Source organism: Pseudomonas inefficax (assembly GCF_032164165.1).
Classification (GTDB): Bacteria; Pseudomonadota; Gammaproteobacteria; order Pseudomonadales; family Pseudomonadaceae; genus Aquipseudomonas; species Aquipseudomonas inefficax.
The window spans coordinates 4798599-4825460 of record NZ_CP134401.1 but is presented as its reverse complement, the minus strand read 5'-3'; the positions used below and the strand labels follow the sequence as shown (position 1 = coordinate 4825460).

Here is a 26862-nt window from a genome sequence, read left to right as displayed (position 1 = left end):
TTTGCCCCAGAAACATGCCCGCGTTGCCTGTAGGAGCATTCAGCGTGGGTTGCGACGCGACAGGCAGGCATACCCCAGGCCCAGCACGCTGGCCGCCAATACGCCCAGCAGTACCAACAGCTCGCGGCTGTAGCGCGCTACCCAGGCCGGGAAACCGATGACCTCGCGGGACACCTGTATGTCGGCATTGCCATCGGCGTGACTGATGCTGACCCCGCCCTGGCGGATCTGCGAATAGTCCGCGTCGAAATACACCCATACCTTGCATGTACCACCTGGCTCGATGACGGGGATATCCGCTTGCATGGTGGAGGTTTCCAGGATGGTGTCATTGCCAGCTGCATCACGCACCTGCACCAGGCCCTTCGCCGGCAGGCGGATTTTTACCTGGCGCACCTGCGCATCACCGCTGTTGCGCAGCTCGATGAGCAGACCGGTGCGGTGGTCGACCAGCCCGGCCTCGAAGGGCTTGGCGAACAGTTGGGCATACGGCGCCTGGGCCGTTTCGATCAGCCGCTCGACCTGATCGTGGCTCAGCCTGCCCTCGCTGATTGAGTTGATACGCCCCTGCAACTGCTCGTACTTGAGCTGTTCGCTGGCCTTGCTGATGCGCTCGCTGAACTGGCTGGGATAGGTGAGGTAGGCATAGGTCAGCGATGCCTCCAGGCGCGGGTTGCCCCTGAGCACCCCATAGGCGGCCAGCAGGACCACCAGGCCAAGCAGCACGGCTACGAGGAGTTTCCCCACCTTGTCCCAGCTCAATGCGAACTTCCTTCTGTCGTGATACAGGCGATTCAAGCTGGCCAAGGGTGCCAAGTTCATGGTCCCCAGGCAAGCCTGACTAAGGCTCCTGCTCGCCTGCCCGCGCCTGGCGCAACTGTTGCAGCTGGCCATCGATCAATGCCTTGGCCATGCCTGCCAGGTAGTACGTGGCCTGCATCATCGCCTTTCGGTCACCGGGCCGGTCGATGGCCTTGCGGGTGAGTTCGGTAATGCAGCCCATGATGCTCGAGGCCTCCATCAACGCGGTGCGCATCGTCAGCTGAGCGTTCATCTGCACCAGTTCGGTACCGCCGTTGCCAAAACGGCTTGCTGCGCTCACGACATTGAGTTTGCTGTTTTCTTTCGAAGTGTCTTTGTCTTTGTCCATGTCCATTCCTCGGGGTTACGAGCGTGCCGAGACTAGGGCCCTGCCTGCCCCGCCACAATAACCTTGGGGGTGGAAAGGCTTACTTTCGGAAATGGACTACAAGAACCCTACAAAGAGGATGCTCCGCCACCACTCAGGCTCTTGACCGGCAACCGACAGTGACGGACGATCAATCTCCCTCCACAAGGATGAACACCATGCTACGGATACTGGGCAGAGCCTCCTCCATCAATGTTCGAAAAGTCCTGTGGGCGTGCGCAGAGTTCGAGGTCGCGTTCGAGCGCGAAGACTGGGGGGCAGGCTTCAAGCCCACGGACAGCGCCGAATTCCTTGCGTTGAACCCCAACGCCATGATCCCGGTGATCCAGGATGGCGACTTCACCCTGTGGGAATCCAACAGCATCATCCGCTACCTGGCCACGCGCTATGGCGCCACCGCGTTCTACCCGGGCGAGGCGCAGGCGCGGGCCAGGATCGACCAGTGGATCGACTGGCAGGCCTCAGACCTCAACCGGTCCTGGAGCTACGCGTTCATGTCGCTGGTCAGGCACTCGCCCGCCCACCAGGACCCACAGGCCCTGGCCGCCGGCTGCGCGGACTGGGCGCGCTACATGCACATTCTTGACCGCCAGCTGGCAAACACCGGTGCCTACGTGGCCGGCGGCCAGTTCACCCTGGCCGACATCCCCATTGGCCTGTCAGTCAACCGCTGGTTCGAAACGCCGTTCGAGCACCCGCACCTGCCGGCAGTGCGCGATTATTACGAGCGACTGAGCGAACGCCCGGCCTATCACCTGCATGGCCGTAACGGTACGCCGTGATGGCAACAGGTTAACGACCGGGGCAGGACTGTGGGGCTGCCTTGCAGCCCATCGCGACACAAGGCCGCTCCCACAGGATGGCGCTCGCTTGACTTGTGGGAGCGGCCTTGCGTCGCGAAAGGGGCGCAAAGCGCCCCCAGGATCTCAAGCCATTACACCGCTGCCCGATCCCCCAACACTACCGCCCGCCCACGCCAGGCAAACATCAATACCATCACCAAACCAACCGCCGCCATCGCCGCCCCCGCCAGGGAAACCGCCGAATACCCCAGCCCGGCATTGATCACCGCCCCGCCCAGTGCCGCACCAATCGCGTTACCCAGGTTGAACGCCCCGATGTTCACTGCCGACGCCAGGTTGGGCGCATCCTTGGCCGCCTCCATCACCCGCATCTGCAGCGGTGGCACCAGGGCAAAGCTGGCAACGCCCCACACCAGGATCCCCAGCGCAGTCGGCAGCGACCAGTCCATCACCAGTGGCAACACCAGCAATACCGCAATCAGCACGGCCAGCGACAGCATCAGGGTACGGTCGATCGAGCGGTCGGCGGCCTTGCCACCCCACACGTTGCCCAGGGTCAGGCCGACACCGAACAACACCAGCATGGCCGTGACGAAGGTGGTTGACGCTGCCGCCTCGCTCTGCAGGATCGGCGCGATGTAGGTGAATACCGTGAACATCGCACTGGAGCCCACCACGGTCAGCAGCAACGCCGCCAGCACCGGCCCGCGGCCCAGCACGCGGATTTCGGCCATGGCCCCGCCACCCTTGGGCGAGGGCACATTGGGCAGTGCGTACCAGAGGGTGGTCATTGCCACCAGGCCGAGCCCGGCGATGCCCCAGAATGCCGTGCGCCAGCCCAGCATTTCACCGAACCACGTCGCCAGCGGCACACCGCCGATGGTGGCCAGGGTCAACCCCATGAACATGGCGGCCACGGCCCCGGCGCGCTTCTCGGGCGGCACCACGCTGGCCGCGACGATCGAGCCGATGCCGAAGAACGCACCGTGGTTCAGCGAGGTGACCACGCGGGCGACCAGCAGGCTGGCGTAGTCGCTGGCCAGGGCCGACATCAGGTTGCCGAGGGTGAAGATGGCCATCAGCCCAATCAGCAGGTAACGCCGCGGGATCTTCACCGTGGCCAGGGTCATCAACGGTGCACCGATCAGCACACCGATCGCATAGGCACTGACCAACAGCCCGGCTGCGGGGATGGAGACGCCAAGGTCGGTGGCGATGCTGGGCAACATGCCCATGGGGGCGAACTCGGTGACACCGATGCCGAAGGCACCGATGGCGAGTGCGACAAGAGGTGGATTGATACGCATGGCAAGCTCCTTATCTGTGCTGCAAATGCTACGATCCGAAGCTGAGCCGCACTAGACTGCATTTTTGCGAACCACCTTTGCTGAAGAGGCACAAATGGACTTCAGTGGAAGATCCGGGGAGATGGAAATATTCGCCAAGGTGGCGCAGGAGGGCAGCCTGTCCGCTGCCGCCCGGGCGCTGGGCCTGACGCCTTCGGCGGTAAGCCGCATCCTCGCGCGCACCGAACAGCGCCTGGGCACCCGCCTGCTGCTGCGCACCACCCGGGCGATCACCCTCACGCCCGAGGGTGAAGCGTACCTGCGCGGTGCACGGCGGGTGCTGGCCGACCTGCTCGAAGTGGAAGAGGCCATCACCGACCAGGGCGTGCCACGCGGGCGCTTGCGGGTCAGCGCAGCGCTGGGCCATGGTCGCCTGACCGTGGTGCCGTTGCTGGCAGCATTCAGTGCGCGCTACCCGCAGGTGCTGGTCGACCTTACCCTCAGTGACGAAGTGGCCGACATTCTCGGCGGCCAGGCCGATGTGGCACTGCGCTTCGGCCACCTGCCGGACAGTTCGTTGAGCGCCCGTGCCATTGGCGAAACCGGCCAGGTGATCGTCGCTTCGCCTGAGTACCTGGCGCGCTGCGGTACGCCGCTTGTGCCGGAGGACCTGGCTCGGCACAACTGCCTGCGCTTCAACTTCCGCCGCGCCGCGCCCGACTGGCCGTTCTGCCGCGACGGGCAGGGGTTTTCATTGAAGGTGACGGGCAATATCGAATGCAGCAGCGGCGAGGCTCTGGCGCAGTTGGCCAGGCTCGGCGCCGGCGTGGCGCGCATCGGTACCTTTACCGTGGCCGATGACCTGGCCAGCGGGCAGTTGGTGCCGTTGCTGGAGGTGTACAACCCCGGTGATCGCGAGCCGATCCATGCGGTGTTCGTCGGCGGCCCGGCGATGCCCGCGCGGGTGCGGGTGTTCGTGGATTTTCTGGTGGAGCAACTGTCAGGCCGGAGCTGTCGCGCAGAGAACTGAATTCGCAAACGGTACGCGGACCCTGTGGGAGCGGCTTTAGCCGCGAAGAATCCAACACAGTGCCTGGCACCGGCTGCGCCGGTGTTCGCGGCTAAAGCCGCTCCCACAGGGGCCCTGCTAATTCAATGAGTCCTGTGCAGTTCCATGAAAGCGGCATCCGCGAATCAGGCAGTACAATGCCGCATTCTTACGTTAGCCCCGCAAAGGACCACCCATGCTTTACGTCGTCATGCTCGGAGGCCGCCACCCCGGCGCCAAGATCGAAGTCCACGATGTGGTGTTCGCCCTGGCCGACACCTTCGAACAGGCCTACCCGCAGTTGCGCCAGGCCTGGTTCGGCAGCCCGAAAGGTTTGCACATCGATTCGTGGCTGGAAGTGCATGGTGTCGACGGCCAGCGCATCGAACTGCGCCCGCACGCCCCCGCCCCCGGTGCGCTGCGCCTGTACTTCATCAACCTCGGTGGTTATGAACGCGAAGTGTTCGGCGAGGCCCACCGCTACCTGCTGGTCACCGCCCACAGCAAGACCGAGGCCAAGGCCCTGGGCAAGCAACGCATGCAGGCGGACTGGCTGAAGCCGCATACCGATGCCTTGCTGGATGTCGACGATTGCCTGGCGATCGACCAGGTGGCAGGGCAGTTCGTGCACCTGGTCGAAGGGGCGCATGAGCCGCTGATGGTGCGTAGCGACTACATCCTCATCTGATGCCGATAGCGCGTGCTGGTACCGAAGGCTTTCGTCACAGCGCACGGGTACACTTGCCTTCAGCTCATGCTCAGGAGTTGCTTCATGCCCTACCCCATCGAACAGAAACTGGTCATCGGCGTTGCTTCGAGCGCGCTGTTCGACCTCACCGTCTCGGACGACATCTACCAGACCCAGGGCGTCGAGGCGTACCGGCAGCACCAGCAGCAGAACCTGGACGAACCCTTCCCCAAGGGTGTGGCGTTCCCGTTCATTCGCCGCTTCCTGAGCATCAACCAGGCCTTCCCCGAGCAGTTGCCGGTGGAGGTGGTGCTGCTGTCGCGCAACTCGCCGGAAACCGGCCTGCGGGTGTTTCGCTCGATCAGCCACTACCAGCTGGACATCACCCGCGCGGCGTTCATGTCGGGCCGCTCGCCCTACGAGTACATCCCGGCGTTCAATGCCTCGCTGTTCCTCAGCGCCAACGAGGAGGATGTGCAGAAAGCCATCGACGCCGACTACCCGGCCGGGCGGGTGCTGCCGACACGCATCTACGATGACGAGATCGATACCGAACTGCGGGTGGCCTTCGACTTTGACGGGGTGATTGCCGATGACGAGGCCGAGCGCGTGTACAAGCGCGACGACAACCTGAACGAGTTTCAGGAGCATGAGCGTGCGCGCAAAGGCATACCGCATTCGCCGGGCCCGTTGGCGGACCTGTACCGCAAGCTTTCGCTGATTCGCATGCTCGAGGACCGCAAGCTGGCCGAAGACCCGGCGTACAAGCGAATCTTGCGGATTGCCATCGTGACGGCGCGCAATGCCCCTTCGCATGAGCGGGTGGTGACGACGTTGAAGGACTGGGGCGTATCGCCGGACGAGTGTTTCTTTCTGGGCGGGATGGAAAAACCCAGGGTGCTGTCGATATTGAAGCCGCATGTGTTCTTTGATGACCAGCGCAGCCACCTGCAGTCGCCGGCGGGGGACTTGCCGATGGTGCATGTGCCGTTCGGGGTGGCGAATCGCGAGCGCTAGGCGACCGGGCTCTGTCTTGCCCGTCAGGTTGCCTCATTGCCTGTAGGAGCAACTGTCTTGGATATCTCTTCAAGCCAGCACTGGCCCTTGTAGATACCGTCTTGACCCTCACCCCGCAAGAGCGATTTGAGGGTCAAACGGTTTGCCGGATTTCACTACGCCATACACCAGGTGCAAAAGCTTACGCATAGCAGCGCAGACTATCTGCTTGTAGGCTTTACGCCGATTGCTCAAACGCTCTGCCAGTGCCTTCACGACCGGGTTGTATCTGATCGAGACAGTGCCTGGCATCCACAAGCCGGCGCGCAATCTTGGGGCTCCTGTACGGGAAATGGTCGATTGGCCAATCTTCTCTCCCGATTGATGGATCATCGGGTTGAGGCCTGCAAACGCAACCATGGCTGACGGGCTTTCGTACTTCAGCGGATCACCCAGTTCTGCAAGGATCAGCGCGGCCGTGGTGTCTCCCAGGCCATCAATCGACGTAATCAGTTCTCGTCGCTGGCGCAGGTCTGGATCGTCATCGATCGTCTGCTCAATAGCCTTACGGGTTTTCGCTATTTCTTCGCTGATGTGCCCAATTACAGCTCTGATCGATTCCTGGACAGCGATCTGCGACACATCCAGACGGTTCTGCTCCATCTGCTGCATCTCTTTCAGGTCGTCCAGACGCCGCACCAAGGCCCGCAAGCGCCGCTGAGCTGGCGGCTCAGGCTTCCACTGACGAAGCAAATCTTTTTTCTGCTGGCCGTAAGCAGCAATAACCTTGGCATCAGCCTTATCAGTTTTGACGCGTCGAAGGTCCGCTCCGGCAAACTTGGCAATCACGGCGGGATTCAGAATACACACCCGGTAACCCTTGGCATGAAAGCACTCAGCAAGCGCTTCGTGATAAGTGCCAGTGGCCTCCATGATAACCCAGGCACGTGGTTCGGCATGTTGCTCAAGCCAGGTTGCGAATTGCTCAAAACCACTCGGATTATTGGCCAGCTTGGCTTTGGTACGGACTTTCCCATTGGGAAGTGGAGTTGCAATATCGAAAGATCGCTTGGCTACATCGACGCCAACAACAACAGACATGATCTTCTCCCTCAGACAACGAAGTTTCGATCACCCAGCACTCGGTTCAACCTTGCGAATGCGTGCTCACGCCGGGGGGCGGCACTAGATACCGTTCGAACTGTTCGAGTGGGGTTGGAGGGCCAGAGCGTTATCTACAATACGGGCTCGATGCCCTTGGAGCGGCTCCGCTTCATGACCCTCCCTCGATGATCAGTCGAGAACTTTCGCCTCTTGTGAGGCGAAAGTCGAGATACAAGGAGCGGCCTTGTGTCGCGATGGGCCGCGCAGCGGCCCCGGCAATCTATGCTGCGAAGCTGAAAACCTGGGGCCGCTTCGCGCCCCATCGCGACACAAGGCCGCTCTACAGGGATTCGCGCCAACTTTTAGAATTTGAGCAAGATAGCTGCTCCCATCCTGCGCCCGCTTTACTCAGCTCGCCCAGCAGGACTGCCGAATAACACTGCAGAAATTCCCCGGCCGGAATGCAGGCTCCTTGTCCGCGATCACATCCGCCTTCACGTTGCCAAACGTGGTCTGCGGCTTGTGCCGGATCCCGTCGTAAAACGCCTGGATGATCGCCTCCTTGAACCGCTCCCCACGCGGGTGCGCCTGGACCACGGCATCCCGTGCGGCAATCCCGAGCCCTTCGTGGTGCAGCCCCAGCACATCGGTTTCCACCCCCGCCGTGACCAGAGCGATCAGCGGGTGCCGTGGCGCAGCCGCTGGCCGAGCGTTACCCGCGGGTGCAGGTGGATGCCGATGCCATTCAGGTGCATGACGGCAACCTGCGTACCGCTGCGGGGGTAACGGCCGGGCTGGACCTGGCGCTGGCCTTGGGTGTTTCAGGGTGATGTGGGGATGACCCCGGCGGCGTGGGTGGAGCTGGCACGGGTGAATGCCGCGCGGGCGCGGCTGGAGGCTGGGCGGGAGGCACCGAAGCAGGTGGCGGCGCTGTGCGGGTTTGCCAATCCGGATACGTTGCGGCGGGCGTTCGTGAAGCATGTGGGGGTTACGCCGGCAGAGTATCGCAAGCGGTTTGGGCGGTCGGGGTGAGGAGACCTTGATAAGCGTGGCGTTCACGCGTTGTGCAACGCCAATCAGCCCCCCAGCGACACAGGTTGTCGTCCTCCTGGCAAAAGCTACCCACACCAAGCCAGGAGGAAAACGAATATGAGAGACCTGTTTGCAGTCATCGGCTTTGCCGTGGTGGTGAAGAAGGGATACGAGTGGTATCGCGAGTACAGCGAGCTCAAACGCGAAAAAGCGCAACGGCAGTGAGCCCGCAAAGCCCGCGCAATACCAAGGCGATAAAAATTGGCGCGCAAAAGCGCCATTAAACCGCCATTACCACTAGCATATGGCCACCATTCACCGGTACGATCCGCACAGCTAGAAGTCGTGCCGGGCAGCCGGTGATCCAGAACAAGGTCGTTTTCATGTCACAAGCGAAGGACACGCTGCTCAGACTGTTTGCCTTGCTCCGTCTTATCCCGACAGAGCCGCAGCGCATTGCCACCCCCACGTTGCTGGAGAAACTTCGCGATCGCGGATTTTCGGTCACGCTGCGGTCCATTCAACGCGACCTGAATCGGTTGTCCATCCCCTTCTCCCTTGTGTGCGACGACAGCGAGATGCCTTTTCGCTGGAGCTTCACCCGTAACGCGCCCTTGCAACTGCAAGACATGGATGCACCTACGGCATTGGCGCTTTACCTGTCCGAAAACCATCTGCATGCCTTGTTGCCGCAAACAGTCCTGGACCAACTGGGCCCGCAGTTCCGCCGCGCCCGTAACTACCTGCATGGCGTAGGCACCAATAGCCTGGCCGATTGGGCGCGGCGCGTTCGTGCATTGCCCAACGGTAAAACCTTGATCCCGGCTGCGGTGTTGCCTGAAGTATGGGCACAGGTATCCAGCGCTTTGCTCGAGCGTCGGCAATTGCAGGTGAGCTATCGAAGCCGCAGCAAAGATGCCATCAAGCAATTTCGCCTGCATCCGGCCGGGCTGGTATCGCGCCATGCCATCAGCTACCTGGTTGCGACGGTTGATGACTACAGTGACCTGCGCCAGTTTGCATTGCATCGCATCCAGCAAATCGAAGTGCTCGGCGAAGCTGCCGAGTTGCACAGCAGCTTCGATGTCGATGACTACATCGCCAGCGGCGTATTCAACCTGCGCCAGTCCGACGCCCATGTAGAACTGATCGCCGATGTTCATCCGCAGATCGCCACCTTGTTGCACGAGACGCCCCTCAGCCACCAACAGGAATTGACAGACCTGCCTTCAGAGGACTGGAAGCGATTGCGTGCCACGGTACCACTGGACCGGGAGACGCTTTGGTGGATATTCGCGCTCAACGACAACATCCGCCTACATGCCCCACAGGTCTGGGTCGACGAGATCCGCCAGCGTTTGCGCTCGATGCAAGCGTTCTACCTGGAAGCTTGCCCCGCCTGACCTCAACCCTGCAGTACGTTGTGCCGATTTTCCGCTGCCTCCGCTCAATGTGAGCGCGAAAGCAAACCTAGACAGATATCGATATTCACCAAAAGGACATTGCCATGCCGCTTCCTCTAATCCTCGGCGCCGCCGCTCTGGTTACAGCTGCTTACGGAGCCAAGAAAGGCTACGACGGATACCAACGTCATTCGGAAGCCGACGAAATTGTCAAAGGCGCCCAAGAACGCTACGAGGCGAAGAAGGAAATCTTTGACGAGCAGGAAACCAAAACAACTTCCGCTCTCGAAGCTTTGGGGAAAAAGGAACTGGAGATCGGCCAGAGCTTTGCTGAATTCAAGGTACTGGCCGACAAACTGCTGGACCAGATGAACGCTGGCCGCCAGCACAAACTGGAAGTCAACATTCCCAAGCACAACCTGCAGAAGGTCGACAGCTACAGCTTCACTGCTGTTGGCGTGCTGGGTACCGTAGCAAGTGCAGGTACTGCAGGCGCTGCGGCGGGCTTCGCCGTCTATGGCGGGGTAATGGCCCTGGGTGCGGCTTCGACCGGCACCGCCATTTCGTCGCTGGCTGGTGTTGCTGCTACCAACGCCACCCTGGCGGCAATCGGTGGCGGCTCTCTGGCTACTGGTGGCCTGGGCATGGCAGGCGGTACCGCAATTCTGGGCGCCGCAGTGGCCGCCCCGGTTCTGGCGATTGCTGGCTGGGCTTACAACAGCCACGGCGAGGAAGCGCTGAAAAACGCCCGCAAAGCCGACCAGGACGTTACAGCGGCAGTCGGCAAGCTTGCCCGCGCCACCGAAATGCTCGGTGAAACAGAACACTACACCCGCAAGATCCGTCGTTCGCTGATGTCCATCTACGCCCAGTTCAATCAGTATTTCGACAGCCTGAAGGACATCGACAGCTTCCTGCAGGACCTCAAAGGCCGCAACGTCGATGCCAAGGCGGAACTGGCCAAGCACAACGAGTCGATCGTGCGCACCATCGAAAACGGCTACGCCCTGGCGGCCATTCTGGTGAACGTAATCACCACCCCGATCTTCAAGCTCAAGAAGGTCAACGGTCAGGTCGCCAAGGACAAAGATGGCGTTCCGACCATGGAACTGGACAACGACGGTTCGATGATCCTGAACGAGAGCGAACTCGACAAAGTGATGGTCAGCGCCAGCACTGAAGCAGAAAAGGTCGAAGCAGCCTGATGCCGTCCCGGGGAAGGCTCGCCTTCCCCTCCTCCCCCTTTTCGATTTTCATGGATCCGAACATGCACGCCGCAGCGCGAGACTATCCCTGGGCTGAAGAGCTCGAGAAAACCGTAGTCACCAGCCTGGCCACCAGTTTTGGCCTGGACTTTCTTTTGTTCCAGGACAAACACGGCGGCGAGGTGGACACCATCCACAATGCACGCAATGGCGTTTGGGCAACGGAGCAGGAAAAGCAACGCTTTGAAAAGCGCGGCGACTACAACCCGGATCCGTACCATCAGCACGAAAACTACATCGAGACAGGGCGCAGGGACAAAGCCACCCACCTGGCTGGCGAACTTCACGACCCTTACCGCAACACCACGTTGACTGCAGCCCAGAAGCGCAACCTTGATCACGTTATCAGTGCCAAGGAAATTCATGACGATGCCGGCCGCGTGCTGGCCGGGCTAGACGGTGTCGAGCTGGCGAACCAAAGCAGCAACCTGCAAACGACCCACGAGAGCATCAACAAGTCGAAAGGCCAGACGCCTATCAACGACTACCTCCGCGATTTGCCCGAGCTGATCGGCAGAAGCGAAACCAAACTGGCAAAGGACCGAGCACGCCTGGCTACCTTGCCGCGTGACACCCCCGAGCAACAGCACAACGCACGCGTGCTGGAAGATCAGATTCGCAAAGACGAAAACAAGATCGAAACGTTGAAGGCCATCGACCCCGATGAGATGCGTAAACGGGACGAGGCTGCCCGGGCGCCCTACAACGAACAGATCAACCGCGCCTACTACACCAGCAGCAAGTTCTGGAAGCAGAGCGCTTGCGCGTCGCTGGATGCAGGCCTGAAAATGGGTGCCCGCCAGATGCTTGGCCTGGTGCTGGCCGAAGTGTGGTTCGAATTGCGCGGGCAGGTGCCGGCGCTGCTTGAAAAACTCAAGCACAAGTTCGATTTCGAAACCTTCATCGACAGCGTCAACAGCACCTTGAAAGGCATCTGGACGCGCGTGCAAAAACGCTTCACGGACTTTCTCATCGGTTTCAAGGATGGTGTTTTCGCTGGCGTCATGGCCAGCGCGACCACCACGCTGTTCAATGTGTTCGCCACGACCAAGGTCATGGCAGTCAAGATCATCCGCGAGGTCTGGGGCCAGTTGGTCAAGGCCATCAAACTGATGATCTTCAACCCCGAACAACTGGGCTTCGTCGACCTCTGCAAGGCCGTTACCAGCTTGATGTCCCTCGGCGCCGCCACTGTGGTGGGCACCATGGTGCATGCCCAACTGCTGCCACTGTGCAGCTTCCCGTTCGGCGGTGAACTGGTGGCGTTTGCCAGCGCACTGGTCACCGGCGTGGTCACCCTGGGCCTGAACTACTTCCTGCTGCACAGCCCAGTGGCCCACAAGCTTTGGGCCTTCATCGAGTCGATCATGCCCCACGCCGGCGTGGTCAAGCACTTCGAGTCGGTAAACGCAGAGCTGGACCGTTACCTGACCGAGCTGGGCAAGCTTGAGTTCAACCTGGATGCTGATGAACTTGAAGCGTTTTCGCTGACACTGATAGCGTGCAACGATGAACTGCAGCGCGGCATGGTGCTGAAAGCAGAGGTCGCCAAGCGCAACATCGAGCTGCCGTTTGAAATGGGCAACAGTGCGAGCACTCGCGACTGGCTGGCCTCGCTGGTGTAAGGATGCAGCCGTTTCCGTGTAACCAGTGCGGCCTGTGCTGCCGAAACGTTCACCTGGCCGAGGAAACGCGCTTCCTCGACCGGGGGGACGGTACCTGTCGACATCATGACGTGCCCGGCAGGCGCTGCACGATCTACAACGACAGGCCCGATATATGTCGGGTGGATCGGCAATATGAGCTGCACTACGCCAACCGGTATGGCTGGGATGAGTTTGTGAAGCTGAATGTTCAGGTATGCGAGGTGTTGCAAGAGCAGTCGCCACAAGGCTAGATCTGCTGCCTACGCCATCCGCCAATCATCGCCCGGCATGATGCGTCGCATGAACTCATCGAAGAGCGGTACCGTGAACGCCGTATCACCGTGGTTCGGGCTATAGATCATCCCTTTATCGATCAATGCACTACGCAACGGCGCGAGCGTGGAAACCTTCCGCTCCAGGCGCGCCGCAATATCCCCAGAGCGATGCGGACCGGCCCCCAGATCCGCCATGCCACGCAGGTACTTCTTTTCCGCAAGCGTCAGGCGGTCAAAGCGCACCCGGAAGAAGCTCTCATCCAGTGTGGCAATCGCCTGCTCTGAAGCGGTTTCGACATCGGCGCTGGTGATGGGGCTCTGCGAGGCTACATCCCATGAATGCTTGCCCCACTCCTGCAGGAAGTAGGGATAGCCCTGTGAATGTGCCAGCACACTTCCCAGCGCCGCCTCTTCGAATTCCACGCCTTCATCTTCTGCAGGCCGTACTACCGCAAACCTTGCGGCCTCAGGAGCAAGCGGGCCGATCTCAGGGAAATCGAACAGTCGCTCCGCATAGGATTTCGCGTTACCACAACGGCCGCGCAATTGAGGCAGGCCAGCCCCAACCAGCGTGACAGGTAACTGGCCCTGGGCACAGCGATGCAAGGCTGTAATCAACGCGGCCAACTGATCTTCGGCAACGTACTGCAACTCGTCGATGAACATCACCAGCGCCGTGTCGGCGCGCTGTGCGGCCTTGCCGGCCTCCTCCAGCAAGGTCGCCAGGTCGCCTTCCAGGTCACCGTTATCAGCCAGGCCAGGTTCCGGCTCCAGGTCCAGGCCTACTTCTATGTCCGCGTAGGCAGCCTTCAACGACTTTGCAAAACCGGCAAGGGCTCGCAACCCCCGTTGAGCCAGGTCCCGAGCCGCTTCCACCCGGCTCAGGCGAAGCAGCGCCAAGCGCAGTTGAGGCGCCAACAGTGCGGGTAGCGAACGGTTTTCCGGCGCCTCCATGCGTATGGCATGAACGCCCTCGGCCTCGGCTTCAATGCGCATTTTTTCGAGCAGTACAGTCTTGCCCACGCCGCGCAAGCCGACCATCAGCACGCTCTTCGCCGCCCGGCCCCGGCGAATGCGGGCGATTGCGATGCTTACTTGCTTGAGCAATGCGTCGCGACCAGCCAATGCCGGCGGCGGCGCGCCTGCTCCCGGGGAATAGGGATTAGCGATCGGGTCCATGACTTATACCGAGATTAAGAAAGTTATCGAATTTAGATAACTTAACTAATTTCACTTGATTCGGCAACGCAATGCAAGAGGGTGCACCCGAACCAGATTACCTGCGCACAGCGCATCGCTCACATCGCCCACTCTCTGATGGCGAGTTCTACTGGTGTTCTGGGGAGATACTCTTGCTCAAGGCGCCCACAGGAACCGTGCGCATTCTGACTCCAGACTATACCTGTGGGAGCGGGCAAGCCCGCGAAGGGCCGCAAAACAGCCCCAATTTACTTAACTGACCGGAACCCGCAGTAAGCCAAGACAAGTGCCAGCATCGCCCGCGAGCGGGCTTCGATCTGCTTCTTCACCACTGCGGCGTGTCGGGACGAAAAGCCGTCAATTTGCAGCTGTGCCGCGCTCTTGAAGAAGCCTGCGGGCCTCACGCGCCAGCCTGTCAAGACGGTCGACCAGCTCGACCATCACCTCCAGGGTGTCGGCCTCATCATCTCGTTCGTGATCCTTTCTCACCGCGGCAATGCACTCGCGCATGGCGGGCGACCAGCGCTCCTCGGCCTCTTCGCCCAAGGCAATAAGGGTGTTGATGCCACGCCGCGCGCCCGAAGTAATGTCCTGAGCCTCGGTGGCAAGCCCCGACGACGGCTCCGCTCGCACTTCCGGCTCATAGGCACTGTCCTCGACAGCGGCTTCCACCTCTGCCTCATCAGCCGAACAGGCGGCCTTGACCAACGCATCGGTCAGCTCGCGAATGTCATCACTGAGAAACTGCACGGTAGCCAGGTGCGTATTGCGACGCGGTGCCTGCGGCAGGAAGAACTGCACCTGCTCACCCTCCCCCAGCACCGCGTCGCTCCATTCACGCAAGGTCTGCCCGTAGCTGAAGCGGGGGTAGTTGACCCGCGGATAAAGGCGCTCGATGACCTCATCGCTGAGCGAGCCAGGGTCAACCATCACCCCGTATTTGTGCAGCAGGTCGAAGGCGACTTTGTAACGCGGGGCCAGAAGTTTGCGGTTGATACCCTGGTGGAATGGCGCGGACAGCGTGCGCATTGCGTTGTTCAGGGTGCGGTTATCCAGCACCCCGACGAGCTCACCCAATGTATCGGCGTCACTGGCGCCTTCTGGTACAACCCAATCGGCCATCAAGGCGCGTGCTTCGTCCAGCGCCTGAGTGATCGTTTTTACAGCGTGCGGCATGGGAAATCCCTTTTATCGAAGCGTCCATGCACAGGGCCTGGAACACTGCATGATATCTTTTTGATATTGCAACGCAGAGTGCCAATTTATGCTGGCTTCGGCAAGCGTACGCATGGGCTGCGACAGCAGCATTGCCAACGCTGAAGGGCTATCCTGCCCCGGTCTACTCGGTGATAGTATTTTGCCGCACGACCAACTCTGGCCCCTTCGACAACCGAGGCAATGGAATGAAATACGGCGCCGATCATGGCCTGGACGAGTATCAGATCGCCGAACGCGACCAACTGATCGAGGACATAAAGCAAGGGCTGCGCAATTTTGATGAAACCTATGGGCTGGGGTTGCCGCTGGAGCGCTTCGAGCGCCCGCTGGAGCCGGGCATACCTGGCAACATCGTCTATGGCAATCGTCGCCCTGTTCACGATGAAGCCTGGGTTCGGAAGAAGCGAGACCATGTCCGCGAGGACCTGCTCAGTTACCTCGCGCAACTGATCCTACGCAATGTTGCCGCCATGGGGCGTAATGATGATCGCTTGATCGGTAGTTCCCATGCGGTAGCGCTCAAGCTGTGCAGCTCGCACCCCGTGAAAGGCGAATTCGGCTTTGCCCGAGAAGACGATGATTTTCGCCTGCGCTGCAACACAGGGAAGCTGGGCCTGACGTTCCAGGATATCGTCGGTCGTGTTTGTGATGAATATGAGCAAAGGTACAAAACCTACCGTCTGTGGGATGACCACGCGCTGAAGCTGCTAGCGCAGTATCTGTTTAGCGGGGTGTGGGACTGTACTGTTTTCGAAGAGGGCGCTTTGTGGGCAGTGTTGAACAGTGAAGGCGAGCCTGTCAGCCTCGATAAGTTTATCGAAGCCGCAGACGAGGCTCTGCTCGCTTTGCCGCTGGAGCGCCTGACGGAGGCCAGCTTCCCGGACTACACCGGAGTCATTTTCAGCGAGTACGTACCTGCGCAAAACATGTCGCCAGCGCAGAAGGAGGCTCTTTATCGTCAGTATGTCGAAATACTGACCCAGTGAGTCGCCAGGGCGGACAAGCACGATGTACCTGTTGGTAAGCAGCCTGCACAACCGCAAGCAACAGTGAACCTTTGCGGCAGCAGGGGCTCAGTTGTGCAAAGCGCGCTTACCACTGCGTCAAGGGATTGCCATGAGACCTGCCCCGTCCGCCGCCCTTCCCCCGGTTCGCATCGAACGTGAACTGAGCCTGCGGGCGGTGCTCACCGGCGTAGCGCTGGGCATTCTGCTGACGCCCTCGAATGTGTACGCGGGCCTTCGGATCGGCTGGTCGTTCAACATGTCGATCATCGCCTTGCTGGTCGGCTTCGCGCTGTGGCAGGGCCTGGCGGGGCGCAGCAAGGGCCGGCCCGCCTGGACGTTGCACGAAAGCAACATCAACCAGACAGTGGCCTCGGCCGCCGCGTCGATCGTTTCCGGCGGGCTGGTCGCGCCGATCCCCGCCTATACCCTGCTCACCGGTCACCAGCTGGACCCGCTGCCGATGATGGCCTGGGTGTTTTCCGTGAGCTTCCTGGGCATCTGGATCGCCTGGTATCTGCGCCCCGCCTTGCTCGACGACCATGGCCTGAAGTTCCCCGAGGGTATGGCGACCTTGGAGACATTGCAGCAGATCTACCACCACGGCCACGAAGCCATGATGCGGATCAAGGTGCTGTGCAGTGCCGCGTTGCTGTCGGGGCTGGTGAAGTGGATTGACGGGTTCGTCTGGGCGATACCGCGCTGGGCACCCTCGCCTGCGCTCGAGCGCCTGACCTTCACGCTCGATCCTTCGCTGATGCTGGTCGGCTTCGGCGGCATCATCGGCATCCGCGTGGGCTTGACGCTGCTGTTCGGCGCCGCGCTGGCCTGGGGCGGGCTGGCACCGTGGCTGATCGACCACGCCCTGGTGGTGCTGGCCCCGAACGCCAGCGGCCCACAGTTCGCCGCGCTGGTGGAATGGCTATTGTGGCCGGGCGTGAGCCTGATGGTATGCGCGACCCTGACTTCATTGTCGGTTCGCCTGTTGCAAATGCCCCGGCAAAGGCCCGCCGAGCTGCAGGCAAATCGGGCAGCGCACACCCTTGGGCGGTTCTCCCTGGCACCTGCGTGCGGGCTGTTATTGGCCATTGCGCTGGTGGTGGCGCTACAAGCGTTGCTGTTCGGCATCGACTGGTGGATGGCGCTGCTGAGCATTCCCTTGGCGATATGCCTTGCGGTGGTCGCCGCGCGCGTGGTCGGCGCCACCGGCATTGCGCCGATCGGCGCCATCGGCAAGCTGTCGCAGCTCAGCTTTGGCCTGGTTGCCCCGGGCCAGGTAGCCATCAACCTGATGAGTGCCAACACTGCCGGTGGCGCGGCCGGGCAAGCTACCGACCTGATGAATGACTTCAAGGTTGGCCAGGCGATCGGCGCGACGCCACACAAGCAACTGATTGCACAGTGCCTGGGCATTCTCGTCGGCAGCGTGGCGGGCGTGCTGGTGTACCTGGTGCTGATTCCCGATCCGCACACCCTGCTGCTTACCGAGCAATGGCCAGCACCGGCCGTGGCGACCTGGAAGGCCGTGGCCCAGACCCTGATGCAGGGGCTGGGGGCGCTGTCGCCGGAGCTGCGCTGGGCGATCGTGGCCGGCAGCGCGGCAGGCGTACTGCTGGGCGCGCTGGACAGCCTGCTGCCGCAACGGGTGGCGCGCTGGCTGCCGAGTACCGGCGCGCTGGGGCTGGCGTTCATACTGCCGGCGTCGATCAGTATGATGATGGGGCTCGGCGCGGTGGTTACCTGGCTGGTCGGTTGCCGTTGGCCGAGCATTACAGAACGGTTTGCGATCACGGCCGCAGCGGGGCTGATTGCCGGGGAAAGCATCACCGGGGTGGCGGCATCGTTCTGGGAGATGGTGCGGATGCTGTAGCGCTTGGCAATGGCGCGGCCATGCCGCACCCGCGCGCCATTTACGACGTTCTGACCGATGGCCACCCGTACACGCAGCAGCGGCCGCGCCGCTCTGCTATACCTCATTGCCTGGCTCACCCCAACGAGGATGGATTCTCATGGAGCCACGTTACTCCACGCGCCCGGGCGAAGAGGACGGCGTGCCTGGCCGTTCGCCTGCCATGCAGGCGTTACACGCCTTGCTGCGACGGGTGGCGCAGAGCGACCGCCCGGTGCTGATCTTCGGCCCGACCGGGGCCGGCAAGGAAGTCATCGCCCAGCAACTGCACCGCCTGAGCGCGCCTGGCAAACCATTCATCGACCTCAACTGTGGGGCGATCCCCGAGCAATTGCTCGAATCCGAACTGTTTGGCCATGCCCGCGGCGCGTTCACCGGCGCGGTTGGCGAGCGCATGGGCCACCTGCAGATGGCCGGCGCGGGCACACTGTTCCTCGACGAGATCGGCGAACTGCCACTGGCCCTGCAGCCGAAGCTGCTGCGTGTGCTGGAAACCGGGCAGTACCGGCCGCTCGGTAGCAGCGAGAGCCGGCACTTCCGCGGCCGGGTGGTGGCGGCTACCCACCGTGACCTCAAGCGCCTGGTGGCCGAGGAACGCTTTCGCGAAGACCTGTACTACCGCTTGTCGGTATTCGAGCTCGAGCTGCCGGGGCTGAACGAGCGGCGTGAGGACATCCCGGACCTGATCGAGCACTTTTGCCGTCAGCAACGGCGACCGCTGCACTTCGATGCCGCAGCGCTGGAGCTATTGTGCCAGCGAGACTGGCCCGGCAATGTGCGCGAACTGCGTAATTCGATCGACCGCATCGGCACCCTGGCCCCGTCACCACTGGTCGATCGAGAAACCCTCGAGCAGTTGCTGGCACCGCCCTCGCCCGCCTCTGCGCTTGCCGTCGAGCTGGCCGAAGCGCTGCTCGGGCTTGAGGGGCCGGACAAACTGGCGGCGGTGGAGACACTGCTGATAGAGCATGCGCTGAACCGCTGCAATGGCAACAAGAGTGCTGCAGCGCAGCTGTTGGGGGTGAATCGCAAGGTGATCGAGCGGCGGGTCCGGTTGCGCCAGGACTTGCGCCTGACCGTGGAGCGCTACCTGGCCGAAGGCCGCAAGCTGATCGACGGGGCTGACTTTCGCGGCGCCCTGGGCCCTTTACAGAAAGGCCTGGAAGTGGCCGAGCGGGTCTACGAGGGCAAAGACCTGTGGCGTTTGCAATTTGAATTGCACCGGCTACTGGGGGTGAGCTTTCGCAGTATCGAAGGCTGGTTGAGCATCACCAGCCTGGCCAGCTATCGGGACGCCCAGGCCTTGGCCGCGCGCCAAGGCCAGGCGCAGGAGATGGCGTCTGTGTCGTTCGGGCTGTGGACCACCCTTTTGATGGGCCTGGAGCTGGCGGAAGCCCGCGCCACGGCACAACAGATGCTGCAGCAGGCACAGGTCGCCGGTGGCGAGGCACTGCGCATCGAGGCCCACCTGGCCATGGCCAACACCTTGTTCTGGCTCGGCGATTTCGAGGAAAGCCTGGCCTGCCTGACGCGCGGCAGGCTGCTGGAGGACGACCAGGCCTGCTGGCCATCGAACCAGGGGCTGGACCTGGTCGGCCTGGCCCGCACTTTCGAAGGTTTGGCCGCTTTCGAGCTGGGCCTGTTCAGCCAGGCGCGCCAGGCGCTGGCCCGCTTGCAGTCCCGCGCCGAGCAGGCAGTCGACAACCCCTTCAACCGCGCGGTCGCCCTGCAGGGCGCAGCCTGGCTCGCTGCAGTGCTGGGCGAGCGCGATGCACTCGGGCACCTGGCCCGCGAGCTGGAGCTGCTCAGTGCGCGCCACGAGTTCTCCTTCTACCGTGGCGTGGGCATGATCCTGCGCGGCTATCACCAGGGCATATCGGGTGAGTACGAAGCCGGTGAACAGGCCATTGCCGAAGGCTACCAGCAGCATGTGCTGCGTAACGGCGGCCTGTTGTTCCATGGCTTCCAGGCCTGGAAGCGCGGCGAAGTGCTGTTGCTGGGCGGGCGTGCGGAGGCCTGCCTGGAACTGGTGGATGTCGCCCTGGACCTGGCCCAGGACCATCAGGAGCGCGCCTACCTGTGCGAACTGATGCTGTTACGCGGCCGGGCACTGCTGGCCATTGGCGACGACCGCGAAGCCGAGGCAACCCTGCGCGTCGCCTTGTCCACCGCGCTGACTCTCGGCGTGGTGCCGGCGCGGCTGCACGCCGCCGTGGAATTGGCCCGGTTGCTCGAACGCAGCGAGCGTGGCGCCCAGGTGCAGTCGATCCTGGTGCGGGCGCTGCGCGGCCTCGACCCGCAACTGGACTACCCGCCCGCCAGCACCGTGCGTAGCTGGCTGGCACGTTTGTCGAGCTGACCCCTCAACCCGAAAGCAGGAGCACGATCATGGCGTTTGAGCTGGAGCTTAAGGATCTGCAAGCGTTGATCAACGGTGGTTGTTTCTTTGGCAGTGGTGGTGGCGGCACCTTGGCGTCGGCCCGGCACTTGCTGGCCGCGTTCAAGGTCGGGGATTTCTACCCGCACGACCGGGTCACGGTGGTCACGGTGGATGAGGCCCGTGCCGGCGACGCCGCGGTAGTGGCGTACATGGGTGCACCGGAAACGATCGGGGGTTGCGAGTACCCCCTCGGGCCGATTCAGGCCCTGGATTGCTTGCGCCAGCGCCTGAATGCGCAGGGCCGCGAGCTTGCCTATGTCGTGCCACCGGAAAGCGGCGCGCTGGGCTTTCTGGTTGCGTGCCTGGCCGCTGCCAAGCTGGGCCTGGCGGTGGTCGATGCGGACGGCGCCGGTCGCGCAGTGCCCTCGCTGCCGATGCTCACCTTCGCGGCTGCCGGTATACCGCCGCGGCCGGCGTTCGTGGTCAGCCAGGGCGGACTGGTGGTGGAACTGAATGTGACGCCGCCGGCCAAGGCCCAGGGGTATGCAGAAAACGCCAATGTGATCGCCGAGCAAATGTTGCGCCCTGTGGTCGGCTCGCCGGCGTTCGGTGAGTTCGGTGGCCTTGCGCTATGGTGCATGAGCCCCGACCAGCTGCCTTCCGCGCTGCCGCTGCGCGGCACCCTCAGCCGCGCCCTGGCGCTGGGCAGAGCCCTGGCTGCGGGGCAGCTGCCCACTTGCCAGGCCGTGCTCGACTGGCTTGGCCAGTTCGGCCTGATGGCCCGCTGCCTGGCCCGCAATACGCGCCTGAGCCACGCCGGCGTGACTACCCAGGGCGGCTTTGACATCGGCCGCATCGACCTCGACAGCCCGGAAGGCAGCTTGCGCCTGTGCTACGAGAACGAGTCGCTGTTGCTGTGGGACAAGCGCCAGCCGCAACCGCTGGCCATGGCCCCGGACAGCATTGCCTGGTTCTTCGAAGGCCCGGGGCCGGCACTGGCCTCCAACGGCGACCTGGTGCGCGCCGATGGCTCGCTGGACCCGAGCTATGCCGGGCGCGGTGCCAGCCTGATCGGCTGGCAGGCAGCGGCGCCGCTACGCCAACCCGGTGGGTTGATCGCTTGGAGCTTCGAGCAGTTACTGGCAGACCTGGGTTACATGGGCGCCTACCGAAGCATCGAGCAACTGCAGGAGTTACGACCGTGAGCCTGCGCATTGCGGTACTCGCGCCGGTCAACAGCAGCGACTACAACGAGGGCCTGCTGGCCTCGATTGCCCCAGTGGTGCCCCCGGATGTCGAGGTTCAGGTGTTCAATATCGACCAGGGCAGCCCGTGTATCCAGAACCGGCTGAATCTCACCGAGAACGCCCTGGCGGTGGTGCGCCTGGCGCAGCAGCTTGAGCAGCAGGGGTTCGACGGCATCTGGCTGAGCGATTTCGACATGTGCGGCGTGGAGCCTGCCCGCGAGGTGATCGATATCCCGATCATTGGCGGCTTCCCCACCTCCGCGTTCAGTGCCCTGGGGTTGTGCCAGCGGTTTTCCATCATCACCATCTTGCAGAGCACCCTGGCCCTGCAACGCGGCCATGTGGCCAATTATGGCCAGAGCATCAATTTTGCCTCGATCCGTGCCATCGACTGCCCGGTAGCCCAGTTGGGTGATGTGGAGGTGGTACTGGTCAAGGCATTGCAAGCCGGGCTGGCTGCCATCAACGAGGACGGCGCGCAGGCACTGTTGCTCGGCTGTACTGGCTTCATGGGTGTCGCCGAGCGCTTGTCCAAGCTGATCGAGCAGGACCTTGGCTGCTACGTACCGGTGCTGGACCCCAACCAGTGTGGCTTCGGCTTTCTGCTGTCGCTGGTGCGGATGAAGGTGCGGCCGAGCCGTTTGTGCTATGCCAGAGCGGCCCTTGGCTGAGGCGGCCGGATGCGTCCGCCATGGGTTCCCCAAGGTGGACGAAAACGTCCACCTGCGCCGCGGCTTTCTGGGCTAACTGCTTGAAAGGAAAGCAATCACCAGCCTGGCATGATCGATGCTCTTGTCACTGGGCCGGGCGCGTGACCCCACACGCTCGGCCCACATGACAAGGAGAGCATCATGAGCACTGACTACTATGTAGACTTCGACAACCAGACCAACGATACCTGGACCCTCGCGGTCTACCAGACCTTGCCAAGCTCGGTAGGGCTCGACAGCGTGTCGTGGAAGCAGACCACCGTGCCCACCCAGGGCTTCAGCGGGGTGGAGTGGACCATCGACTACAACGTGGTGATCGCCAATTATCGGCAGGTCGGTGGCGTTGGGGTGTACAAGGCCAGCCAGACACTGTCGACGCAGCTCGGATCGGTCTGGGACTGTGTGTTCAAGGACAACGTCCAGCAACTGGTATTGGGTAGCGGCTCGGCGCCTGGAGACAGCATCCAGATCAACAACAAGTCGAACTTGCCTGCCAACCTGGGTATCGGCATGAGCGGCCAGGGTTCGGTGTTCAAGCCGGATGTGGTCGGTGGCGGCCAGGCCCAGTTCAAGGTGACGCCCACGTATTACCTGGGGCTGTTCCAGAAGGTACAGCTGGGTGAAGTCATCAGCAGCAACGTCGTAGTCGGCCCAATGCAGATCCAGTTCCCCAGTGGCATGAACTGCGCAACCGCTACTGCGCGCATGGATGGCGCCAATATCAAGCTGACGCTCACCTACACCCAGGTGACCAAGGTGTCCTACGAGGCTACCCAACGGTTGATCGCTGCCCGCCAGGAACGCCTTGGCAGGGTTCTCGAACACGCCTGAGCCTGCGGCCGGCGCGCTGCAACGCGCCGGCCTGGTTGTCGCCGGATTCGGCAAGGAGCTGAAAATGAACAAACCCATCGACATCGCCACCATCGACGCCGGCCCGCTGGCGTTTCTCGCCGAGCCCAATGTGACTGGCGCCCAGTTGTTGAACTTCGTCCATACCGTGGATCGACAAATCGAAAGCGTCACCAAGGGCCTGGTCGAACAGTTGAAGAAGGGCAACATCAACGCCCGCGTGGAGCAGCAGGGGCGTGACTACCTGATCATCCAGGAGGGCCTGCGCCCGGCGTCGCAGCTGCAGCACCGCAGCGAGGAGACCGATCCCGCACCACAACCCTCTCGCATCCGCATCTTCGTCCGCAGCAGCGACGCACCGCCCACCATCAATGCGATGCGGCTGTTCTTCCGTGACTGGCGCGCAGTAGCGGGCCTGATCGCGGTAGGCGGCGCCTGGTATGCAGGCCAGTGGGTGATGCACGTGCGCCGACAGGACCAGTAGAAGCACCTTGAACGCGAGGGGCTACCGCCGGGCAGCCCCATCGCGCGCTCACGCTTGACCCACACCCTCCCCCCGCCACATGCTCGGTCGCTCCACCCACGCTCAAGGAACGATTGCATGAAGCTGGAAACCCTCGCCATCCACGCAGGCTTCAGCCACGACCCGACCACCCGGGCAGTGGCCGTACCGATCTACCAGACCACCTCCTTCGCCTTCGACGACACCCAGCACGGCGCCGACCTGTTCGACCTGAAGGTGGCCGGCAACATCTACTCGCGCATCATGAACCCCACCAACGACGTGCTTGAGCAGCGCATGGCCGCCCTGGAAGGCGGGGTCGGCGCGCTGGCGGTGGCCTCGGGCATGGCGGCCATCACCTATGCCATCCAGACCGTCGCCGAGGCCGGCGACAACATTGTCTCGGTGGCCAAGCTGTACGGCGGCACCTACAACCTGCTGGCCCACACCCTGCCGCGCATGGGCATCCACACCCGCTTCGCCGCCCATGACGACATCGCCGCCCTGGAAGCATTGATCGATTCACGCACCAAGGCGGTGTTTTGCGAGTCCATCGGCAACCCTGCCGGTAATATCGTCGACATCGCCGCGCTCGCCGAGGCCGCCCACCGCCATGGGGTGCCGCTGATCGTCGACAACACCGTGGCTACCCCGGTGCTGTGCCGGCCGTTCGAGCATGGTGCCGATATCGTCGTGCATTCGCTGACCAAATATATCGGCGGCCACGGCACCAGCATCGGCGGCATCGTCATCGACTCCGGCAAGTTCCCGTGGGCCGACAACAAGGAACGCTTCGCCCTGCTCAACACCCCCGACCCGTCCTACCATGGCGTCACCTACACCGAAGCCTTCGGCCCCGCCGCCTTCATCGGCCGCTGCCGCGTGGTGCCGTTGCGCAACACCGGTGCCGCGCTGTCGCCGTTCAACGCCTTCCTGATCCTGCAAGGCCTGGAAACCTTGGCCCTGCGCATGGAGCGCCACACCGAGAACGCGCTTAAGGTAGCCCGTTACCTGCAAGCCCACGAGCAGGTGGCGTGGGTGAAATATGCAGGGCTGCCTGACCACCCCGAGCATGCACTGGCCCAGCGCTACACTGGCGGCAAGCCGGCGTCGATCCTGTCGTTCGGCATCAAGGGTGGCCAGGCGGCTGGTGCGCGCTTCATCGATGCGTTGCAGCTGGTGGTGCGCCTGGTGAACATTGGCGACGCCAAGTCGCTGGCCTGCCACCCCGCCTCCACCACCCACCGCCAGCTCAACGACGAGGAACTGGAAAAGGCCGGCGTGCCACGGGACATGGTGCGCCTGTCGATCGGCATCGAGCACAGCGACGACATCATTGCCGACCTGGCCCAGGCGCTGGAGGCCAGCCGCGGTTGATTCATCTGCGCCCCACCCAATGCCTACGGCGGGCGCACCTTTCGCACACCTGGATAGCGCTGCGATGACCCTGTTCTACCTCAAGCTGATCGTTACCCCTCTCCTGATGTGGGCCATCTCCCTCGCCTCGCGTCGCTGGGGTGGCCTGCTCGGCGGGTTGCTGTCCGGCCTGCCGATCACCTCGGCACTGGTAATGACATTCCTGTGCCTGGAACAGGGCACGGCCTTTGCCCTGGGGGCGGTGCCCGGCGCGCTGGGTGGCCTGGCGGCGGTGCAGGCTACGTACACCTTCTACCTGTTCGCCACACGCAGGCTCGGCATCGGCCCGGCCGTATTGCTGGCGATGCTGTTCTATGGTGTAACGGCCTATGCGTTTACCCATGGGGGCAACCAGTACCTGTCGATTGCCCTGGCGCTGGTGCTGATCGGCGTGCTGATACGCGCCAGCGGCCGCGAGCCCAGGCCGGATGCCCTGGCCCGGCCACGACAGCGGTTTTGGGAGATCCCTCTGCGCATGGTGTCTGCCACTTCGTTGCTGATGGTCATCACAAGCCTGGCCAACTGGCTGGGCCCCGCGGCCAGCGGGATGCTGGCGCCGATCCCGGTGATTGCCTGGCCGCTGGTGGTGTTCGCCCATGTGCAGAATGGCCGTGCAGGGATGGCGGCGATGGTGCGGGGCAATGCGATCGGGGCGGTGGGGGTGATCGCGTTTTATCTGGTATTGGCAGGGCTGCTCGATGCCTGGGGTGTCGCAATTGCCATCAGCCTGGCCATGCTTTGTGCCGTGATCCTGACCGTGGGGCTGGCGGCTGCGTTGCGACGGGGGTGATACGCCGGCGCATGCTAGCGCTGTGTCCATTGGGGCTGCTGCGCAGCCCATCGCAGGCAAGCCAGCTCCTACAGGATCACTACAGCCATCAAGGCAGCCACAGGATCACCACAACCTTCAAGGCAGCCACCGTACCTGTGGGAGCGGGTTCACCCGCGAACACCGGCGCAGCCGGTGCCAGCCACCGCGCTGGATGCTTCGCGGGTAAACCCGCTCCCACAGGGCTATGCCCTATCAATGGTCATTACCTGCGCTGATCCAGGTCTACCGCAGGCTGCTCCACGCTTTGCCTGCCGTCATCAGCCAAGCTGTCTTCCTCCTGCCAACCACCACCCTCCTCTTCGTTCATGAGCGGGTCGTCGTCAGGGTCGGGTATGGTCGGGCGGTCAGGGTCAACGGCCGGGTCGGGTGAAGTGGGCATGTCCGGGTTCGTGCCGCCTTGTGCATTGGGGGCGGGGCTCATCGCTGCATACCTCGCAAGAAAGGTGTGAACCGCATTCGTTCCAGACAAATCCCGTCAGCGAGGCTGCGGGTGCTCGGCAGAAACCGAATTGTTGGCCTGCACGTCCTCCATCTCTTCCTCGATCGGGCCTTCGTCATCCGAAGGTAGTGGGACCTCTCCGTTACCGCTGCCGGGCTGGGATTCGGTTTGCTCGAGGCCGGGGTCTTTCTGATCGTTTGCCATGGAAGTTCTCCTGGGTTTGCGCGTTGGTCGCGCATACAGATCGGACGGAAAACAGCATCAGCAGTGCCTTGGGTTCGACAGGTGGCACAAAAGGCCGGGGTACTGATCATGGCCACATACTGAGCACACCCGTTATTCAGAGACGTTTCCTACAAGCTTTTAGGAAGCCCAATGCCTCTCTGGAAAGCGATTCCCCGTTAGTGTTCAGAGGCCGTCA

26 protein-coding genes and 1 pseudogene are annotated in these 26862 nt (G+C 62.5%); 18 read left to right on the top strand and 9 right to left on the bottom strand.

The features are described from left to right. Positions 1-39 precede the first annotated feature (39 nt). Both RIN61_RS21835 and RIN61_RS21830 read right to left on the bottom strand, forming a co-directional pair. Positions 40-762 carry a hypothetical protein gene (locus RIN61_RS21835; protein WP_313854037.1) on the bottom strand — a complete coding sequence of 241 codons (723 nt, stop codon included), beginning with the start codon at positions 760-762 and terminating at the stop codon, positions 40-42. Positions 763-841: 79 nt separating this feature from the next. Further along, on the bottom strand, positions 842-1150 hold the full coding sequence (locus RIN61_RS21830; protein WP_112252263.1) for a DUF3077 domain-containing protein: 309 nt from the start codon (positions 1148-1150) through the stop codon (positions 842-844). 197 nt (positions 1151-1347) lie between these two features. On the opposite strand from RIN61_RS21830, the gene RIN61_RS21825 reads away from it, so the two are divergent. Continuing rightward, complete coding sequence (locus tag RIN61_RS21825) at positions 1348-1971, top strand: glutathione S-transferase family protein (RefSeq protein ID WP_112252264.1); 624 nt, start codon at positions 1348-1350, stop codon at positions 1969-1971. 152 nt (positions 1972-2123) lie between these two features. Here the strand turns inward: RIN61_RS21825 and RIN61_RS21820 are convergent, their stop codons facing one another. Further along, the gene (locus RIN61_RS21820) at positions 2124-3299 is read right to left on the bottom strand and encodes an MFS transporter (protein ID WP_112252265.1); all 1176 of its coding nucleotides are present in this window, start codon (positions 3297-3299) and stop codon (positions 2124-2126) included. A gap of 94 nt (positions 3300-3393) precedes the next feature. Here RIN61_RS21820 and RIN61_RS21815 point away from each other — a divergent pair, with 94 nt between their 5' ends. From RIN61_RS21815 to RIN61_RS21805, 3 genes are all read left to right on the top strand, one after another. Beyond that, positions 3394-4308 (top strand): LysR family transcriptional regulator, encoded by a 915-nt coding sequence (locus tag RIN61_RS21815; RefSeq protein ID WP_112252266.1) that lies wholly within the window; start codon positions 3394-3396, stop codon positions 4306-4308. 214 nt (positions 4309-4522) lie between these two features. After that, the gene (locus tag RIN61_RS21810) at positions 4523-5014 is read left to right on the top strand and encodes a DUF1543 domain-containing protein (RefSeq protein WP_013972028.1); all 492 of its coding nucleotides are present in this window, start codon (positions 4523-4525) and stop codon (positions 5012-5014) included. Between the two features lie 84 nt (positions 5015-5098). Continuing rightward, positions 5099-6031: a 5'-nucleotidase gene (locus tag RIN61_RS21805; RefSeq protein ID WP_112252267.1), complete on the top strand. Its 933-nt coding sequence runs from the start codon at positions 5099-5101 to the stop codon at positions 6029-6031. 108 nt (positions 6032-6139) lie between these two features. On the opposite strand, the gene RIN61_RS21800 is transcribed toward RIN61_RS21805, so the two are convergent. Beyond that, complete coding sequence (locus RIN61_RS21800; protein WP_207880112.1) at positions 6140-7111, bottom strand: IS110 family RNA-guided transposase; 972 nt, start codon at positions 7109-7111, stop codon at positions 6140-6142. A 411-nt stretch (positions 7112-7522) separates the two neighbouring features. Next, a pseudogene (locus RIN61_RS21795) lies at positions 7523-7807 on the bottom strand (phosphohydrolase); the annotation flags it as partial. Between RIN61_RS21795 and RIN61_RS21790 the strand changes: the two are divergent. The 5 genes from RIN61_RS21790 to RIN61_RS21770 all read left to right on the top strand — a co-directional run bounded on the left by RIN61_RS21790 (position 7804) and on the right by RIN61_RS21770 (position 12439). Then, entirely contained in the window at positions 7804-7944 is a 141-nt protein-coding gene (locus tag RIN61_RS21790; protein ID WP_243432443.1) for a type 1 glutamine amidotransferase family protein, read from the top strand. The pseudogene RIN61_RS21795 and the gene RIN61_RS21790 overlap by 4 nt on opposite strands. 7 nt (positions 7945-7951) lie before the next feature. Beyond that, the gene (locus tag RIN61_RS21785; RefSeq protein ID WP_243432442.1) at positions 7952-8146 is read left to right on the top strand and encodes a helix-turn-helix domain-containing protein; all 195 of its coding nucleotides are present in this window, start codon (positions 7952-7954) and stop codon (positions 8144-8146) included. A 383-nt stretch (positions 8147-8529) separates the two neighbouring features. Continuing rightward, the gene (locus RIN61_RS21780) at positions 8530-9549 is read left to right on the top strand and encodes a helix-turn-helix transcriptional regulator (protein WP_112252283.1); all 1020 of its coding nucleotides are present in this window, start codon (positions 8530-8532) and stop codon (positions 9547-9549) included. 104 nt (positions 9550-9653) lie between these two features. Continuing rightward, positions 9654-10754 carry a chemotaxis protein gene (locus RIN61_RS21775; protein WP_112252268.1) on the top strand — a complete coding sequence of 367 codons (1101 nt, stop codon included), beginning with the start codon at positions 9654-9656 and terminating at the stop codon, positions 10752-10754. A gap of 62 nt (positions 10755-10816) precedes the next feature. Then, positions 10817-12439: a hypothetical protein gene (locus tag RIN61_RS21770; protein WP_112252269.1), complete on the top strand. Its 1623-nt coding sequence runs from the start codon at positions 10817-10819 to the stop codon at positions 12437-12439. A gap of 281 nt (positions 12440-12720) precedes the next feature. On the opposite strand, the gene RIN61_RS21765 is transcribed toward RIN61_RS21770, so the two are convergent. Both RIN61_RS21765 and RIN61_RS21760 read right to left on the bottom strand, forming a co-directional pair. After that, on the bottom strand, positions 12721-13914 hold the full coding sequence (locus tag RIN61_RS21765) for an ATP-binding protein (protein WP_112252271.1): 1194 nt from the start codon (positions 13912-13914) through the stop codon (positions 12721-12723). A gap of 378 nt (positions 13915-14292) precedes the next feature. After that, positions 14293-15111, bottom strand: a complete 819-nt coding sequence (locus tag RIN61_RS21760) for a hypothetical protein (RefSeq protein WP_252192252.1) — start codon at positions 15109-15111, stop codon at positions 14293-14295. Positions 15112-15338: 227 nt separating this feature from the next. Here RIN61_RS21760 and RIN61_RS21755 point away from each other — a divergent pair, with 227 nt between their 5' ends. The 9 genes from RIN61_RS21755 (at position 15339) to RIN61_RS21715 (ending at position 25960) form a co-directional block, all read left to right on the top strand. Beyond that, entirely contained in the window at positions 15339-16139 is an 801-nt protein-coding gene (locus RIN61_RS21755; protein WP_313854024.1) for a hypothetical protein, read from the top strand. Positions 16140-16269: 130 nt separating this feature from the next. Beyond that, the gene (locus tag RIN61_RS21750; RefSeq protein WP_112252273.1) at positions 16270-18027 is read left to right on the top strand and encodes an OPT family oligopeptide transporter; all 1758 of its coding nucleotides are present in this window, start codon (positions 16270-16272) and stop codon (positions 18025-18027) included. 139 nt (positions 18028-18166) lie between these two features. Then, on the top strand, positions 18167-20425 hold the full coding sequence (locus tag RIN61_RS21745; protein ID WP_207879493.1) for a sigma 54-interacting transcriptional regulator: 2259 nt from the start codon (positions 18167-18169) through the stop codon (positions 20423-20425). Between the two features lie 29 nt (positions 20426-20454). Then, the gene (locus RIN61_RS21740) at positions 20455-21651 is read left to right on the top strand and encodes an S-methyl thiohydantoin desulfurase domain-containing protein (RefSeq protein WP_313854019.1); all 1197 of its coding nucleotides are present in this window, start codon (positions 20455-20457) and stop codon (positions 21649-21651) included. Continuing rightward, the gene (locus tag RIN61_RS21735) at positions 21648-22364 is read left to right on the top strand and encodes an aspartate/glutamate racemase family protein (RefSeq protein ID WP_207879489.1); all 717 of its coding nucleotides are present in this window, start codon (positions 21648-21650) and stop codon (positions 22362-22364) included. Before RIN61_RS21740 ends, RIN61_RS21735 begins: the two co-directional genes overlap by 4 nt. Positions 22365-22544: 180 nt before the next feature. Then, positions 22545-23234: a hypothetical protein gene (locus RIN61_RS21730; protein ID WP_112252277.1), complete on the top strand. Its 690-nt coding sequence runs from the start codon at positions 22545-22547 to the stop codon at positions 23232-23234. 64 nt (positions 23235-23298) lie between these two features. After that, positions 23299-23736, top strand: coding sequence for a hypothetical protein (locus RIN61_RS21725; RefSeq protein WP_112252285.1), 438 nt, complete (start codon positions 23299-23301; stop codon positions 23734-23736). A 117-nt stretch (positions 23737-23853) separates the two neighbouring features. Next, positions 23854-25131 (top strand): bifunctional O-acetylhomoserine aminocarboxypropyltransferase/cysteine synthase, encoded by a 1278-nt coding sequence (locus RIN61_RS21720; protein WP_112252278.1) that lies wholly within the window; start codon positions 23854-23856, stop codon positions 25129-25131. 64 nt (positions 25132-25195) lie between these two features. Then, complete coding sequence (locus RIN61_RS21715) at positions 25196-25960, top strand: hypothetical protein (RefSeq protein ID WP_112252279.1); 765 nt, start codon at positions 25196-25198, stop codon at positions 25958-25960. Positions 25961-26204: 244 nt separating this feature from the next. Here the strand turns inward: RIN61_RS21715 and RIN61_RS21710 are convergent, their stop codons facing one another. Together RIN61_RS21710 and RIN61_RS21705 are read right to left on the bottom strand one after the other, a co-directional pair. Then, a complete protein-coding gene (locus RIN61_RS21710) occupies positions 26205-26381 on the bottom strand; it encodes a hypothetical protein (protein WP_181457340.1) in 177 nt (58 codons plus the stop codon). Positions 26382-26477: 96 nt separating this feature from the next. Beyond that, positions 26478-26645, bottom strand: coding sequence for a hypothetical protein (locus tag RIN61_RS21705; protein WP_207879485.1), 168 nt, complete (start codon positions 26643-26645; stop codon positions 26478-26480). Between the last annotated feature and the right edge of the window lie 217 nt (positions 26646-26862).